This window comes from Rhizobium sp. WCS2018Hpa-16 (genome assembly GCF_031843705.1).
GTDB classification, from domain to species: Bacteria; Pseudomonadota; Alphaproteobacteria; order Rhizobiales; family Rhizobiaceae; genus Agrobacterium; species Agrobacterium tumefaciens_C.
In genome coordinates this window covers 287,829-303,282 of the sequence record NZ_JAVTIX010000001.1, presented here as the reverse complement: position 1 = coordinate 303,282, position 15,454 = coordinate 287,829, and the positions used below count along the sequence as shown (strand labels likewise).

Sequence of the window (15,454 nt, the reverse complement as noted above, 5' to 3'; positions counted from 1 at the left end):
AGAACCTTCCAAGCGAAAGTTCCGCCCTGACGCTTCTCATAAGGGAGGCCTATGATGAGACTTTATGAATGCGGAACCCTGGTGCCGGGTTGTGAGTGGCACACACGTGCAGATGAAGATGCCGAAGTTGTGCGACGCGCAGTCGACCATATGCGCCAAGCGCACGGCGAAGACGTCATTCGAGAGAACATGGTCGAAAACATCAAGACGCGCATCCGCAATGAGGATGAGGTTCAGGCCTGATCCTTCACCGCTGCTTCCAGCCGGGCGGTCAAGGCTGCCCGGTCCAGTGAGAAGTTGAACTCGATCCACTTTTCCTCGAGCTGCCCAAGAATTTCGCCAACTTTCGGACCCGGAGTTATTCCAGCAGCCAACACATCCGCGCCGGTGAGCGGGAAAGTTGGGCGCACAAATTTCTGCGTGCGAGACAGCAACGCCGAGAGACGCGCAATCTTCTGCATGGCTCCCTCACCTGCGGAGATATCTGCGCGTGCTGCGGCGAGCGAAAGCACCAGGCGCATGGTTATTCCCTCGACGCCGTTGCGATACAGCAGGCGATCAAAGGCGGCATCAGTGATAGCAGTATCGATAACAGGCGCAGAGGCCCACTGCTTGAGGCGCTTTGCTTCAGCGTTGGACAGGCGAAGCCGCGACGCCATGCTCGCGACACGCTCCGCGTCCACAGGCACAATGGCCGCAAGGCGCACTAGCGCATCCGGCGTCCACCCTAATGCCTGCTCAGCAGCAATAAGGCCATGGATGGCATCAATGCCCCATTTTTCCGTTTCCGGCAAAACCTGAGATAGCACACCGGATTGCCGCATCCACAAAAGTGCCCGGGATGGATCGGTGGCCGAGAGAAGCTTCTTCATTTCGCTCCACACACGCTCGGCAGAGAGTGTGGACATCTTGTCCTTGGCGCGCGCGCTGGCCCGCAGCCCATCCGCATCGGGACGACCGGAACCGTAATGGGCGAAGAAGCGGAAAAACCGCAAAACCCGCAAATAGTCTTCGGCAATGCGCGTATCTGCGTCACCAATGAAACGAACATTGCGCGTTTCGATATCTGCCAACCCACCGACAAGATCGATCACCTCGCCGGAGGCGTCAGCATAAAGCGCGTTGATCGTCAGGTCGCGGCGCTGCGCATCCTCGTTCCAGTCGGTCCCAAAAAGAACCTGCGCATGGCGGCCATCGGTTTCCACATCACGGCGCAATGTCGTGACTTCAAAGCCTTCGCCATCCAGCACCAGCGTGACGGTGCCATGCTCGATGCCGGTTGGCACAGCCTTGATGCCCGCACTTTGCGCCCGCTCGACCACATCCTGAGGCGGAAGCGTTGTCGCCATGTCGATATCTGCCACCGGCATGCCCATCAGGGCATTGCGAACGGCACCGCCAACGATACGCGCCTCACCGCCATCGGCATTCAAAAGCGCCAGAATCCGCTGGAGACCTGGTTTCAAGAACCAGTCCTGTCCGGCAACGTTGCTCATGAATAGAACCTTTCATAGATGCGGCGTACAATGCCCGCCGTAATGCCCCAAATGTGACGCTCGCCATAGGGCATTTCGTAGAAAAACCGCTCCTTCCCCTGAAAGATGCGGCTTGCCTGCCTGTGGTTTGCCGGTTGCATCAAAAACGACAGCGGCACTTCGAAAACCTCATCCACTTCGGCCGGGTTCGGCGTGAGGTCGAAACCCGGCTTGACCACCGCGAGCACCGGCTTGATGCGGAAACCCGTTCCGGAAACATAATCAGGCAAGCGCCCCACCGTTTCGATGAAACTCCGACCCAGCCCGATTTCCTCTTCTGTTTCACGAAGGGCGGCATCCTCAGGCGAGCGATCATCCGCATCGATGCCGCCGCCGGGAAAGGATATCTGGCCGGAATGTTTGCGAAGCGTTGAGGTGCGCTGGGTAAAGATCACCCGGGCATCTCCCCCGTAATCCACAACCGGCACCAGCACTGCCGCGTCTTTCAGCGTGATACCATCGCCAAAAAGGCGCGCATCAGGGTTGAGAATGTGGTCGCCATCTTCACCCTCGGCCACGCCTTCACCATCGGACAGCACACGCCGGCGGAAGTCATTGGCCGAGAAATCCATCACATCAACGCTCATCTTGAAAGAGCATCCAGCTCATCGGCAGGCATGATCGCAAAAACCTCCCCGCCGGACCTTACGGCAAACATCTCTTTTCCTTCAATTTCAACGACCTCGCCTAGTTCTACGAGATCATACATGACCGCCCGTGACACGAGGGCATCGAGCCGACCTCTTACCCGAAGATAAGGCTTCAACGCCTTGTTTTCACCGCTCAATTCAAACCGCAAAGGGTTTTGCGGGCCAACTTCCACCACATCACCCACATTGGTGCGAAATGTCAGCACCTGTGCGCCGTCTTTTTCGGCCACATTCATCTCCACCGCCAGAAAGGGGGCATCAACGACACGGATGCCCACTTTTTCCACAGGTGTTACGAGATAGGTTTGGCCGTCCTCATCCTTGCGCAAAACCGTGGAAAACAGCCGCACTAGAGGGGCGCGGCCAATGGGCGTGCCCATGTAGAACCATGTGCCATCTGCCCGGATTTCCATGTCCAGATCACCGCAAAAAGGCGGATCCCAGCGCTCCACAGGTGCCGGGCCGCGAGATTTTTCGCCGCTTTGTTCAGCGGCATGGGAAATCATCGCGGCGAGGCCCGCTGCGTCTTTCGCCGAATTTATCGTCTCATCCGCCATATTCGAGCCCTGCTTTGTCACCTATTGATCTGGTCGCCTGATGGTAACGAGATAGTCATTCAAAGGATGCTTGTCAGCGGGCAGTATGGCAATAAGCTATAGGCAGCGCGAAATCAGTCCTGTATGCGATGAGTGACCGGTTTGGAACGAAGGCTGCGGCTTAAGTTTGAGGAGAGCGATATGGGAATGATCAACACCAGCGAAACCCTCGACGAGAAAGCGATCATCGCCGCTGCCGAAACAGCGCTGTCGGATATTGCAGCTGTCAGGGCCGAAGTCTCCAAGGTCATTTTCGGTCAGGAAAAGGTCGTGCAGAATGTGCTGCTGGCCGTTCTCTCCGGTGGCCATGCGCTTCTGGTCGGCGTGCCCGGCCTTGCCAAGACAAAGCTTGTGACGACGCTCGGCACCGTTTTGGGTCTGGATGCCAACCGCATTCAGTTCACCCCCGACCTCATGCCTTCAGATATTCTTGGTTCCGAAGTCATGGATCAGGATGAGAGCGGCCGCCGCTCTTTCCGCTTCATAAAGGGCCCGATTTTCGGCCAACTACTGATGGCTGACGAAATCAACCGCGCCAGCCCGCGCACGCAGTCTGCGCTGCTGCAAGCCATGCAGGAATATCACATCACCGTGGCAGGCGAACGCTATGATCTGCCCAAGCCATTCCACGTTCTGGCCACGCAAAACCCGCTAGAGCAGGAAGGCACCTATCCGCTGCCGGAAGCCCAGCTCGACCGCTTCCTGTTGCAGGTGGATGTGGATTATCCTGATCTCGCCGCTGAGCGCCAGATCCTGCTCGACACGACAGGCACCGCCTCCGGTGAAGCGCGCCGCGTGATCGAGGCCGATCGCCTCATTGAAATTCAGACCCTCATTCGCCAGATGCCGGTCAGCGACACGGTGGTCGATGCCATTCTTGCCCTAGTGCGCTCGGCGCGTCCCGGCCATGGCAATGCCTTGACGGATAAGAACGTGGCCTGGGGACCCGGCCCCCGCGCCGGTCAATCGCTGATGCTGACGGCCAGAGCCCGCGCGCTTTATGAAGGCCGCCTTGCGCCATCGCTCGATGATATCTACGCGCTGGCTGAACCGGTTCTGGAACACCGCATGGCGCTGACCTTTGCGGCCCGTGCCGAAGGCATGTCGGTTCGTGATGTGATTGCAAGCCTTGTGGAACAGGCAAAACACTGACCGCCCGGTCGGATTAGGAGTGCATGTGGCATCCATCGGCCAGATCGTAGAGCAGACGCATGGCAGCGACGTTCTTGCCCGTGCGCGCCAACGCGCCGCACTGGTACCCGACTGCATGGTGGAAGCCAAACGCATTGCAAACACGGTAACCGCGGGTTGGCATGGTCGCCGCAAACGCGGTATCGGCGAAAACTTCTGGCAGTTCCGGCCCTATGCTGAAGGCGAAAGTCTCTCACGCATCGATTGGCGCCGTTCGGCCCGCGATGACCATACCTATGTGCGCGACCGGGAATGGGAAGCGGCCCACACCATCTGGCTCTGGGCGGACCTGTCGCCATCCATGATGTTCAAGTCCACGCTCGGCAGCGTTTCCAAGGAAAGCCGCGCGCTGGTTCTGATGCTGGCGCTTGCAGAAATTCTCGCCCGCTCTGGAGAACGCATCGGTTGTCCCGGCATTATGGAACCGATCTCGGCTCGCAACGCCGCTGAGCGCCTCGCAACCGCCATCATGCACGCGCCAGCCACGACAGGATTACCCGATACAGCCATGATCCGTGGCTCCAGCGATCTGGTGGTGATCGGGGATTTTCTGGATGATGCGACTGCTGTCATGGAGCGCCTTTCGCCGCTTGCAAGGCGCGGCATGCGCGGCCATGTGGTGGAAATTGCCGACCCCGCAGAGGAGATCTTTCCCTATAGCGGGCGCACCGAATTTTCCGATCCCGAAACCGGCGAGAAGCTGACCTCTGGTCGTGCCGAAACCATTCGTGAGGATTACACCCGCGCCTATCTCGCACGGCGTGACGCCTTGTCGTCTTCGCTGCGTCGTCTGGGGTGGAATTTTGTGTTTCACCGCACGGATCATCTGGCATCAGAAGCGCTTGTTGCCATGCACATGTATCTCTCGGGCGCGCCCTCCACGGCCAAGACCGGAGGCCGGACATGAGCGCCCTGCCCTTCGTCTTCACCAGCCCCTATATTCTCATCGGCCTTCTGGCGCTGCCTGCCATCTGGTGGCTGCTGCGACTGACACCTCCGCGCCCGAAAGCAGAGGTGTTTCCGCCGCTGCGCATTTTGGCAAGCGTGCTGAAGCGCGAGGAAACACCGTCGAAAAGCCCGTGGTGGCTGACCTTGCTGCGCATGTTACTGGCCGCCGCCGTTATTTTCGCGCTGGCAGATCCGGTCATCAACCCGCGCAACAACACGCTGGCGGGTGATGGTCCGTTGGTTCTGGTCATGGACAATGGCTGGGCCTCGGCACCGGATTGGGATCGGCGCGTTCGCACCGCAGAAGCCTTGATCGGGGATGCGGAGCGGGCGGAGCGTCCCGTTTCCATCACCTTCACGGCAGACCGCGATCACGATTCCGAACCCGGCACATCAGCAGCAGCGCTTGAAAAACTGGCAGCAGCCAGACCGCAGCCATTAGTGCCGGACCGGGTGCGCGCCGCGCAAGCCGTGAACGAAGCCATGAATGGCACGACACCCGGCACCCTCGCCTACATTACCGATGGTGTCGCAACACCCGATGACCAGACCGCACTTGCCGATCTTTCCAGCATCAATCCAGCGGAATTTCGCGTGGTGGAAGGTGATGGGCAGGCAATTACAGCGATTACCGGCGCAGAAAACGGTGCCGAAACCATGACCGTATCGCTCTCCCGGCTGGAGACGGACGGCCCTGCCAACCTCACTGTCAACGCCCATGACAGCCAAGGCCGCATTCTCGCCAGCGACGACGCGGCTTTCGCGCCCGGCGCGGCCGAAACGACGGCTGTTCTAAGCGCACCCTTTGAACTGCGCAATGATTTCGCCCGTCTCTCGGTGGAGCGCTTGGCGAGCGCAGGCTCTGTGCGTCTTCTGGATGATGGTTTCCGCCGCCGCCGCGTTGCCCTTCTGGCGGGGGAAACAGGCAACGACTTCCAGCCGCTGCTTCAGCCGCTGTTTTACATCAGCCGCGCCCTCCAGCCCTATGTCGATCTGGTGCCGCAGCGACAGGCGGATCTGGCCGTGGCGATCCCGGAACTGCTGCAATCAAACCCTTCGGTCATCGTCATGGCCGATATTGGTCGCTTGCCGCAGGAAACCTATGAACCCATCGGGCGCTGGCTCTCGCGTGGCGGCACGCTGATCCGTTTCGCCGGTCCGCGCCTTGCGGCCGCTCCTGCCGATGACCCGCTGGTGCCTGTGACGCTGCGCCAAGGCGAGCGTGCCTTGGGCGGCGCGCTTTCCTGGGCAGAACCGCAGCCATTGGCTGATTTCCCCAATTTCGGTCCCTTTGCAGGCATGCCGAAAGCCGATGGTGTTCTCATCAAGCGCCAAGTTCTGGCAGAGCCGACACCTGATCTTTCCGAGCGCACATGGGCAAGCCTTGCCGATGGCACGCCGCTGGTAACGACGCGTAATGTGGATGCGGGCCGTATCGTGCTGTTTCATGTCAGCGCCGAAGCCAGTTGGTCGGATTTGCCGATTTCAGGTCATTTCGTGGAAATGCTGCGCCGTCTCGTGCAATTGTCTCAGGTCGGCGGCTCCTCGGCTTCCGCCAATGCACCTGCTGCTGCGCTCGCGCCTTACCGCGTTCTGAACGCACAGGGCGCTTTGACGACGGAAATCGGGTCTGCCCGGCCGCTGGAAATCAAGGCTGGCCAGTCACCTCGCGCCAGTTTCGACAACCCGCCGGGCCTCTACGGCACGGAAGCCGGTTTCGTTGCGCTGAACCTGTTGCCGCAGGGCACGGTGCTTCGCCCCATAGATGCCTCGCTTGCCGGCATGGCAACGGTGCGCGAAGGTTTGGTGGGGGAAGAGGCAAGATCGCTGCGGCCTGCTCTCTTCATTGCGGCTCTTCTCATGCTCTTTGCTGATACGCTGATCGTTCTCTTCATGAACGGCGTGTTTTCCCGCATGCCCCGCGCACGCGGCTCGGCTGCGGCCATCCTGCTGATGCTCGGGTCAAGCCTTGCGGTCTTTTCGCCCGACAGCGCCCGTGCTGATGATCCCAAACCAGGCGATGAAGCGATCTTCGAGAGGCTTGATACCACTCACCTCGCTTTTGTGCGAACAGGCGAAGATGATGTGGATCGCATTTCCGAACAGGGCTTGCAGGGTCTGACGGAATTCATGACGTGGCGCACCACGCTTGAACCCGGCGCGCCGGTGGGGCTGGATATTTCCAAGGACGAGCTGTCCTTCTACCCCATCATCTACTGGCCGATTTCAGCCACAGCACCCATGCCATCCACCGCTGCCATCTCCCGCATCGATGCCTATATGCGCGCGGGCGGCACCGTTCTGTTTGATACGCGAGACCAGTTCTCATCGCTTGAGAGCATGGGCGGCACCAGCGCAAATGGGCAGCGCCTGCAGGAAATTCTCGCCAATGTGGATATTCCGCCGCTGGAACCTGTGCCGACCGACCACGTGCTGACGCGCTCGTTCTATCTCTTGAACCACTTTCCGGGGCGCTATGCGCAAGGCCCATTGTGGGTGGAATCCCGGCAGGATGCGGCCAAAACGACGTCGGGCATATCCTCCTCTGGCGATGGCGTGTCACCCATCATCATCACCGGCAATGATTTTGCCGGAGCCTGGGCTGTCGATGCCAATGGCGCGGCGGTTCTCCCTACTGTCCCACCGGATGAAGTGCAGCGCGAACATGCCTTCCGAACCGGCGTGAACATCATGATGTATATGCTGACCGGCAACTACAAGGCCGATCAGGTCCACGTGCCTGACATCCTCCAGCGGTTGGGGCAATAGCATGACACTGGCCTTTTCCCCCTTCTTGCCGTGGCCCGTCATCGCGGTTCTGGCCGTCGCAGCATTCCTGCTTGCCATTATCGGCCTATGGCGTGGCGTGCGCGGTGCGTGGTTGCGTGGACTGGCGCTCGCCGCACTGCTGCTGGCCATCTCCAACCCTCTTTTGAGCAATGAGGAACACGAACCGCTTTCCACCATCGTTCCCGTGATCGTCGATCGTTCACAAAGTCAGGACGTGCAGCAACGCCCTGAGCAGACGGATCAGGCGCTTGCCGCCCTGCGCGAGCGTCTCGCCCGCTTTCCGCGCATCGAACCACGCATTGTGGAAGTCACCAACGATGCCAACAGCGATTCACCGGCCACGAACCTGTTCTCGTCATTTGCGGCTGCCATATCGGATGTGTCACCCACGCGCGTCGGCGGTGCCATTTTCCTCAGCGACGGCCAGATCCATGACATTCCAAACGTCACATCTGATATCGAGCAGACGCTGGGTGTGAAGGCCCCTGTCCACGGCCTTATCACCGGCCGCGCCAATGAATTCGACCGGCGCATTGAAGTGGTGCGCGCACCGCGCTTCGGCATCGTCAACGAACAGCAGGAACTGACGCTGCGGGTGTTCGATGATGGTCGAGCGCAAGGTGGCCAGGCCGATGTGACCATCAAGATGAACGGTCAGGAAATCGCCAGACTACAGGCGACGCCCGGCCAGCCGGTGCCGTTCCAGTTCAAGGTTCCACGCGGCGGCAACAATGTCATGGAATTTTCCGTGGCCGAGCTTCCCGGTGAGGTGACGACCACCAACAACCGCGCCGTCCACGTTATCGAAGGTATCCGCCAGAACCTGCGCGTGCTGCTGGTATCCGGCGAACCCCATGCGGGCGAGCGCGCTTGGCGCAACCTGCTGAAATCAGACACATCAGTTGATCTGGTTCACTTCACCATTCTGCGCCCGCCGGAAAAGCAGGATGGAACGCCCATCAACGAGCTTTCGCTGATTGCCTTCCCCACACGCGAACTGTTTGTGGAAAAGATCGAGGATTTCGATCTGATCATCTTTGATCGCTACCAGCACCGCGGTGTGCTGCCGATCCTCTATTATGATTACATCGCCCAATATGTGGAAAAGGGCGGTGCGCTTTTGATTGCTGCTGGCCCTGAACATGCGGGACAGGATTCCATTGCCATGACGCCGCTTGCCTCCGTGCTGCCAGCGCAGCCCACCGGCGAAGTGCATCAATCCGCCTTTTACCCGCGTCTGTCTGAAGCGGGCAAGAAACACCCCGTGACACGCGGACTGGAAGGTTCAGACCAGGAGCCGCCACAATGGGGCCGCTGGTTCCGCACTGTCGGCGTCGAGCAACCGCAGGGCCAGACCGTGATGCTGGGAGATGGGCAGGACCCGCTTCTCGTGCTGAACAGGCAGGGCGAAGGCCGTGTCGCCATACTGCTGTCTGATCAGGGTTGGCTGTGGGCGCGTGGTTATGAAGGCGGCGGGCCGCATGTGGGGCTCTACCGCCGCATCGCCCACTGGCTGATGAAGGAACCGGAACTTGAGGAAGAGGCGCTGACGGCGCGTGCCAATGGCCGCGCATTGGAAATCACGCGCCAGACCATTGGCGATAATCCCGGCAATGCCACCGTCCGGTTCCCGACCGGCAAGACAGAAACCATGGCATTTACAGAGGCTGAGCCCGGTCTTTACAAGATCGAGCGGCGCATGGATGAAACCGGCCTCTACGAAATCTCCAACGGCGAATTCACCACGCTTGTCCATGTGGGGGCTGTCGATGCGCCGGAATTCAAGGCGATGATCTCGACCACCGAGCCGTTGAAGCCATTGGTCGATGCCACGAAGGGCAGCATCCACCGCGTTGTCAATGATAATGGTCGTGTGGTGTTGCCGGATATTCTGCCTGTTCGCGGTGACATTCGTGTTGCCGACAATGACCGCATGCTCATTCGCCTCACCGATGAAACGGTGCTGAAGGGCGTCAACACGCTGCCGCTCTTTGCCGGTTTTGCAGGCCTTGCGGCGCTGCTCATGGCATTTTCCGCACTGTGGTGGCGTGAAGGCCGCTGATGGAGCCTCAGATCACCATCAGCGACGGGCCGGATAAGGATAGCGAAGCGGCAATTCTAGCGGCTCTCAAGTCCTATAATGTGGATCGCTTTGGCCCGAGTGATTGGCGGGAGCTTGTCATCGCGCTGCGCAATGACGAAGACTCTGTCATCGGAGGCCTCAGCGGCCACACCGCACGCGGCTGGCTCTACACATCGCTCCTCTTCATCCCGGAAGAGATGAGAGGCCAAGGCCTTGGCCCGAAATTGCTGGCAATGGCCGAAGACGAAGCCCGCAAGCGCGGATGCAAGGGTGCCTATATCGACACGATGAACCCGGATGCGCTGGCGATCTATCAGGCATGCGGCTATGAGATATTTGGCCAGATTGAAGGCTTCACCGATACGACGGCTCTGACCTATCTCAAGAAACGGCTGTATTAGAGTTTCAGCCGATCGCACGCAGTGGCGCGCCGTAGCCTTCTTCTTCAAGCTCCAAGGCAACGGTCGCAGCGCAACTCCGCCAGCCTATTTTGCCAACAAGCCGCTCATGCGTGTCGGCAGCCAGGGGCACGACAAGAACCCGGTTCATATCAACGGGACCTGGAAAATCGAGTGCACCATAGGCCACTTTTTCAAAGCCCAGCGGCATGTAGTATGGCGGATCACCGATCAGGATCACGGCTTCCGAACCCTTGCGCTTGGCCGCAGCGATGGCAATCCGCACCAGTTCGCGGCCGATGCCAAGATTTTTGTGGGAGGGCCGCACGGCAAGAGGCCCGAGCATATGGCCTTTGACATTACCGGCCAGAACCGGCGTCATGCGCACCGACGCAATCGTTTCGCCGTCATCGGCGCAGATATAGGAAATCGCACGATCATGCGGCCCCTGCTCGCGAATGCGGGCGGCAGCGCGGGTGTGGCGGCCGGGCCCGAAGGCTTCTGCGTTGATCAGTTCGATGATGGCGTCATGGGACGCGTCTTCAGTAAGGTAGACAAGTTCGTGCTTGGACATGAAGGGACCGGAACGTTGGATACGGACATGACGATATGACGGCTGCGCCGGTTAAGGCGTTCGGCGGGTCAGCGTCGTCGGAGCATCCGTAGTACGGTCATAAAGCAGAACTTCCTCAGAATTGTGATAAACGCGGATATCAGGAAAATTCCGACGCGTCCAGAACAAATCCGTCGCCAGAACCATTCACCTTGTGTGGCAAATCATAAACGAAACGCACTGTTCACTACCTCTAGGGTTCGCCTGCGCTCGCGCATGGCTTACAGTGCGCCAACAACCATAAGGAGATCGCAGATGGGTATGCTGGTCGAAGGTGTCTGGAAGGACGTCTGGTACGACACCAAGGAAACCAAGGGCCACTTCAAACGCAGCGCCTCGCAGTTTCGCAATTGGGTCACCGCAGATGGCGAAGAAGGTCCTTCCGGCAAGGGTGGCTTCAAAGCGGAGAAAGATCGCTACCATCTCTATGTCTCTCTGGCCTGCCCCTGGGCGCACCGGACGCTGATTTTTCGCAAGCTGAAAAAGCTGGAAGACCTCATTTCCGTGTCAGTTGTCGATCCGCTGATGCTTGAGAACGGCTGGGAGTTCAAACCAGAGAGCACCCGCACGCCGGGCGCAACGCAAGATCACCTTTTCGGATTTTCCGCCATGTGGCAGGTCTATTCCAAGGCCGACCCTGTCTATTCCGGCCGCGTGACCGTGCCTGTGCTGTGGGACAAGCAGCAGGAAACCATTGTTTCAAACGAGTCGGCAGACATCATCCGCATGTTCAACTCAGCCTTTGATGGCCTGACCGGATCGACAGGCGATTTCTATCCGCAGGCTCTGCGCGGCGAAATCGACACCCTCAATGATCGCATCTACGACACGGTCAATAACGGTGTGTACAAGGCAGGCTTTGCCACAACGCAGGAAGCTTATGAAGAGAGCGTCACAAAGATTTTCGAGACGCTGGACATGCTGGAAGAGCGTCTTGCAACCAAGCGGTACCTTCTGGGCTCAGACCAGACGGAAGCAGACTGGCGGCTGTTTACCACGCTGGTGCGGTTTGATCCTGTCTATGTCGGCCACTTCAAATGCAACATTCGCCGCATTCATGATTACCCCAACCTGACCGGCTATCTGCGCGATCTCTATCAGACGTCAGGCGTGCCTGAGACGGTCAACATGCGGCATATCAAGGAGCATTATTACCGTAGCCACAAGACCATCAACCCGACTGGCATCGTGCCTGTTGGCCCCGAGTTGGAACTGGACAGGGCCCATGGGCGAGAGCAGCTAGGCTGAGCCTACCAGTAATCCGCAGGCATCGCGCTGCCCGCCAGTTCCGCAAGACGCCTGCGGGTGGCGGGCGTCGTGCCATCAGGCAAAGCGTCCAGAGCAAAAAATCCGCTCTCGCTGATTTCGCGGTCTGGTACTTTCGCAGCACTTTGCGTGACCTCCAGCCGATAAAACATCACATGATCGCGGTCGCTGGTGCGGTTGTTGAAATAGATATGGAACAGTTGCGGCGCAAAGCTCGCAACAAGGTTGCCCTCCTCACGAATTTCCTTGTGAAGTGCCGCCACGCAGGTCTCGCCACGCTCGACACCGCCACCCGGCATATGCCAGCCCGGCACATAGGTGTGGCGCACCAGAAACACACGGCCCTGCTCATCGAAACAGGCGGCGCGCACCCCAAGTGTCATGCCGCGACGAAAGAAGAAGAACGTGTGCAGCAGGCGTTTGGCAAGATTCCGCAGCAATTGCCGGAACCCTTCGCCCCGCCCATGGTTTTCACTCACGTCTCAACTCTCCGTCAACTCAAGTACGATACCCCAGATAGGGCTTCCCTCTCACACGTTCAGCGCTTATCCCTTTGAAAAATCGAGATTTCGCATTGTACGCTCCAACATGGATAGATTATGTCTGAACGCATGTTCAAACTTGCCCATATTTCCGACATTCATCTCGGCCCGCTGCCGAAGCTCACCTTTCGCGAACTCGCATCCAAGCGCATTCTTGGGTTTGTGAACTGGCGTCTCAACCGCCGCAAGCATCTTTTCAGCGATACGCTGGAAAAGATCGTCGATGATATGGAAAGCAGGTCGCCGGACCATATCGCCATTACGGGTGATCTGGTCAATCTGGCAACCGGCATCGAGATCCGCGCCGCCGCAGACTGGCTTGAGGAAATCGGCGATCCACTGAAGGTTTCGGTTGTACCGGGAAACCACGACGCCTACGTGCCCGGCGCGCATGACAAGGCCATGGCGGCCTGGTACCCTTATGTGCGGGGCGATGGCGACAAGGAAACCTGGGACGAAGACCGCAAGATTTTCCCTTACATGCGGGTTCGCGGCCCTGTTGCGATGATTGGATGCTCAACATCCATCGCAACGCCACCCTTCTCCGCCACCGGATATTTCGGACGCAGGCAAGCGCGGGCCACCGCGCAATTGCTGAAAGAAGCAGGCGAAAAAGGTCTGTTTCGCGTGGTGATGATCCACCACCCACCCATCAGGGGCGCCGCGGCCACCCACAAGCGCATGATCGGCATTCGCCGCTTCGCTGCCGCCATTGCCACCGGTGGCGCAGAACTCGTTCTGCACGGCCACACCCACCTCAACACGGTCTATTGGCTGAACACCCATCGCGGGCGTGACCACACGCCCGTCGTATGCATAGCCTCCACCAGCCAGGGTCCAGGCGGCAAAAAGCCACGCGCGGGATACAATCTCTTCCACATCGATGGTGGCCCCGGCACATGGGACGTGACCTGCGAACGCTATGGCCTCAACGAAAAAGCCACAGGCGTTGAGCTGGAAGACGTGCGGGTGTTTTACAGCAATGGCAAGCCGCTGGGCTTCGCAAACCCCGCTGAACAGCGGCAATAAAGAATAATCCGGGAGATAGTCCCCATTCCTGTTGATACCACAGGAATGGGGATGATGCTTATTTCGCGCGCGCTTCCAACACGCGGTTGGCGGCAGACACGATCGCTTCCAGCGATGCACCGACGATGTTGGTGTTGATGCCAGCGCCGAACAGCTTGCCGCCGGGATGCTCCATCTCGACATAAGCGATGGCCGAGGCATTCGAGCCGTGCTGCAGCGAGTGTTCCGAGTAGTCATTCACCGAGAGGTCGATGCCCAGATAGGTCGACAGCGCATTGATGAAGCCATCGATGGGGCCAGTGCCTTTTCCTTCGATGCGCTTGATCTCGCCATTATCGGTAATCTCAGCCGCAACAACGCGCATGCCCTTGAAATCACCCGCCGGATAGGTGTGGTGATCCACAAATTTCAGCCGCGCGTCAGACTGCGTCACATATCGCTCGATGAAGTGTTCGTAGATGCGCTTGGCCGGCAGTTCGACGCCCTCTTCATCGGTGATGCGCTGAATCTCCTCGCGGAATTCCACCTGAAGATTGCGCGGCAGGTTGATGCCGTAATCCTCGTTCAGAATATAGGCGATACCGCCCTTGCCGGACTGCGAGTTGATGCGGATGATCGCCTCATAGGAACGGCCAACATCCTTGGGGTCGATGGGCAGATAAGGCACTTCCCACACAGGGTGGTTGGCAACCTTGATCGCCTTCATACCCTTGTTGATCGCATCCTGATGCGAACCTGAGAACGCGGTGTAGACCAGCTCACCCACATAAGGATGGCGCTCAGGGATCGTCATTTCGTTGGAATATTCGTAGACCGACTTGATGCGCTCGATATCGCGGCAATTCAGCTCGGGATCGACACCCTGCGTGTACATGTTGAGCGCCAGCGTCACGACATCGACATTGCCGGTGCGCTCGCCATTGCCAAACAGCGTGCCTTCCACGCGGTCGGCACCGGCCATCAGGCCCAACTCCGTGGCGGCAATGCCAGTGCCACGGTCATTGTGCGGATGCAGCGAGATGATGACGTTTTCGCGGTTGTCGATGTTGCGGCACATCCATTCGATCTGGTCGGCATAGATGTTCGGCGTTGCCATTTCCACTGTCGACGGCAGGTTGAGGATCAGCTTGTTGTCTGGCGTTGGCTTGACCACCTCGACCACTGCGTTGCAAATCTCCAGCGCCACTTCCAGTTCAGTGCCGGTAAAGCTCTCGGGGGAATATTCGAAACGATATCCGCCACCGGCCTTTGCCGCCATGTCGGTAATCATCTTGGCCGCATCAACCGCGATCTGCTTGATGCCGTGAACATCCTTTCCGAACACCACACGGCGCTGCAATTCCGAGGTGGAGTTGTAGAAATGGATGATCGGATTCTTGGCGCCTTCCAGCGATTCGAAGGTGCGCGTGATCAGTTCCGGCCGGCACTGCACCAGCACCTGCAGGGAAACATCTTCGGGCACACCGCCCTGCTCCACACACCAGCGGGCGAAATCGAAGTCTGTCTGCGATGCCGAGGGAAAACCGATCTCGATTTCCTTGAAGCCCATCTCCAGCAACAGCTTGAACATCCGCGCCTTCCGGTCATGCCCCATGGGGTTGACCAGCGACTGGTTACCATCGCGCAAATCCACTGAACACCAGATCGGCGCCTTGTCGATGGTTTTCGATGGCCAGGTGCGGTCCTTGATGTCGATGACGGGGTATGGCCGATACTTTACGTTGGCGTCCGGCATGCCCTTGGAAATCTGTGTCTTGGCGTCCATTATCTTGCTCCTTCCACGCATCGCGGGCTGAAAAGCCGTCGTCGAATG

At 58.9% G+C, this 15,454-nt stretch carries 14 protein-coding genes; 8 read left to right on the top strand and 6 right to left on the bottom strand.

What is annotated here, in order from left to right; genetic code table 11:
- The first annotated feature begins 54 nt into the window (after positions 1-54).
- Positions 55-243, top strand: coding sequence for a DUF1059 domain-containing protein (locus RQI55_RS01515; protein ID WP_311272414.1), 189 nt, complete (start codon positions 55-57; stop codon positions 241-243).
- Here RQI55_RS01515 and RQI55_RS01510 read toward each other — a convergent pair.
- From RQI55_RS01510 to RQI55_RS01500, 3 genes are read right to left on the bottom strand one after another with little or no spacing between them, the layout of a single operon-like run.
- Positions 234-1,496, bottom strand: a complete 1,263-nt coding sequence (locus RQI55_RS01510) for a CCA tRNA nucleotidyltransferase (RefSeq protein ID WP_243255308.1) — start codon at positions 1,494-1,496, stop codon at positions 234-236. The genes RQI55_RS01515 and RQI55_RS01510 overlap by 10 nt on opposite strands.
- Positions 1,493-2,122: a CoA pyrophosphatase gene (locus RQI55_RS01505; RefSeq protein WP_243255307.1), complete on the bottom strand. Its 630-nt coding sequence runs from the start codon at positions 2,120-2,122 to the stop codon at positions 1,493-1,495. Before RQI55_RS01505 ends, RQI55_RS01510 begins: the two co-directional genes overlap by 4 nt.
- Positions 2,119-2,742, bottom strand: a complete 624-nt coding sequence (locus RQI55_RS01500; protein WP_243256934.1) for a DUF1285 domain-containing protein — start codon at positions 2,740-2,742, stop codon at positions 2,119-2,121. The genes RQI55_RS01505 and RQI55_RS01500 overlap by 4 nt, the downstream gene beginning before the upstream one ends.
- Before the next feature lie 180 nt (positions 2,743-2,922).
- On the opposite strand from RQI55_RS01500, the gene RQI55_RS01495 reads away from it, so the two are divergent.
- From RQI55_RS01495 to RQI55_RS01475, 5 genes are read left to right on the top strand one after another with little or no spacing between them, the layout of a single operon-like run.
- Complete coding sequence (locus tag RQI55_RS01495; RefSeq protein ID WP_042617330.1) at positions 2,923-3,933, top strand: MoxR family ATPase; 1,011 nt, start codon at positions 2,923-2,925, stop codon at positions 3,931-3,933.
- 25 nt (positions 3,934-3,958) lie between these two features.
- On the top strand, positions 3,959-4,879 hold the full coding sequence (locus RQI55_RS01490) for a DUF58 domain-containing protein (RefSeq protein ID WP_243255306.1): 921 nt from the start codon (positions 3,959-3,961) through the stop codon (positions 4,877-4,879).
- Positions 4,876-7,689 carry a DUF4159 domain-containing protein gene (locus tag RQI55_RS01485; RefSeq protein ID WP_243255305.1) on the top strand — a complete coding sequence of 938 codons (2,814 nt, stop codon included), beginning with the start codon at positions 4,876-4,878 and terminating at the stop codon, positions 7,687-7,689. Before RQI55_RS01490 ends, RQI55_RS01485 begins: the two co-directional genes overlap by 4 nt.
- A gap of 1 nt (position 7,690) precedes the next feature.
- Positions 7,691-9,772, top strand: a complete 2,082-nt coding sequence (locus RQI55_RS01480; RefSeq protein ID WP_243255304.1) for a hypothetical protein — start codon at positions 7,691-7,693, stop codon at positions 9,770-9,772.
- Positions 9,772-10,194 carry an N-acetyltransferase gene (locus RQI55_RS01475; RefSeq protein WP_243255303.1) on the top strand — a complete coding sequence of 141 codons (423 nt, stop codon included), beginning with the start codon at positions 9,772-9,774 and terminating at the stop codon, positions 10,192-10,194. The genes RQI55_RS01480 and RQI55_RS01475 overlap by 1 nt, the downstream gene beginning before the upstream one ends.
- 4 nt (positions 10,195-10,198) lie before the next feature.
- Here RQI55_RS01475 and RQI55_RS01470 read toward each other — a convergent pair whose 3' ends face one another.
- Positions 10,199-10,765: a GNAT family N-acetyltransferase gene (locus tag RQI55_RS01470; RefSeq protein WP_042617334.1), complete on the bottom strand. Its 567-nt coding sequence runs from the start codon at positions 10,763-10,765 to the stop codon at positions 10,199-10,201.
- Between the two features lie 294 nt (positions 10,766-11,059).
- On the opposite strand from RQI55_RS01470, the gene RQI55_RS01465 reads away from it, so the two are divergent.
- Positions 11,060-12,052 (top strand): glutathione S-transferase family protein, encoded by a 993-nt coding sequence (locus RQI55_RS01465; RefSeq protein ID WP_243255302.1) that lies wholly within the window; start codon positions 11,060-11,062, stop codon positions 12,050-12,052.
- 2 nt (positions 12,053-12,054) lie between these two features.
- Here RQI55_RS01465 and RQI55_RS01460 read toward each other — a convergent pair whose 3' ends face one another.
- On the bottom strand, positions 12,055-12,453 hold the full coding sequence (locus tag RQI55_RS01460; RefSeq protein WP_243256933.1) for an NUDIX domain-containing protein: 399 nt from the start codon (positions 12,451-12,453) through the stop codon (positions 12,055-12,057).
- A gap of 228 nt (positions 12,454-12,681) precedes the next feature.
- Here RQI55_RS01460 and RQI55_RS01455 point away from each other — a divergent pair, with 228 nt between their 5' ends.
- Entirely contained in the window at positions 12,682-13,641 is a 960-nt protein-coding gene (locus RQI55_RS01455; protein WP_243256932.1) for a metallophosphoesterase, read from the top strand.
- Positions 13,642-13,699: 58 nt separating this feature from the next.
- Here RQI55_RS01455 and leuA read toward each other — a convergent pair whose 3' ends face one another.
- Entirely contained in the window at positions 13,700-15,406 is a 1,707-nt protein-coding gene (gene leuA / locus RQI55_RS01450) for a 2-isopropylmalate synthase (protein ID WP_243255300.1), read from the bottom strand.
- Positions 15,407-15,454 lie beyond the last annotated feature (48 nt).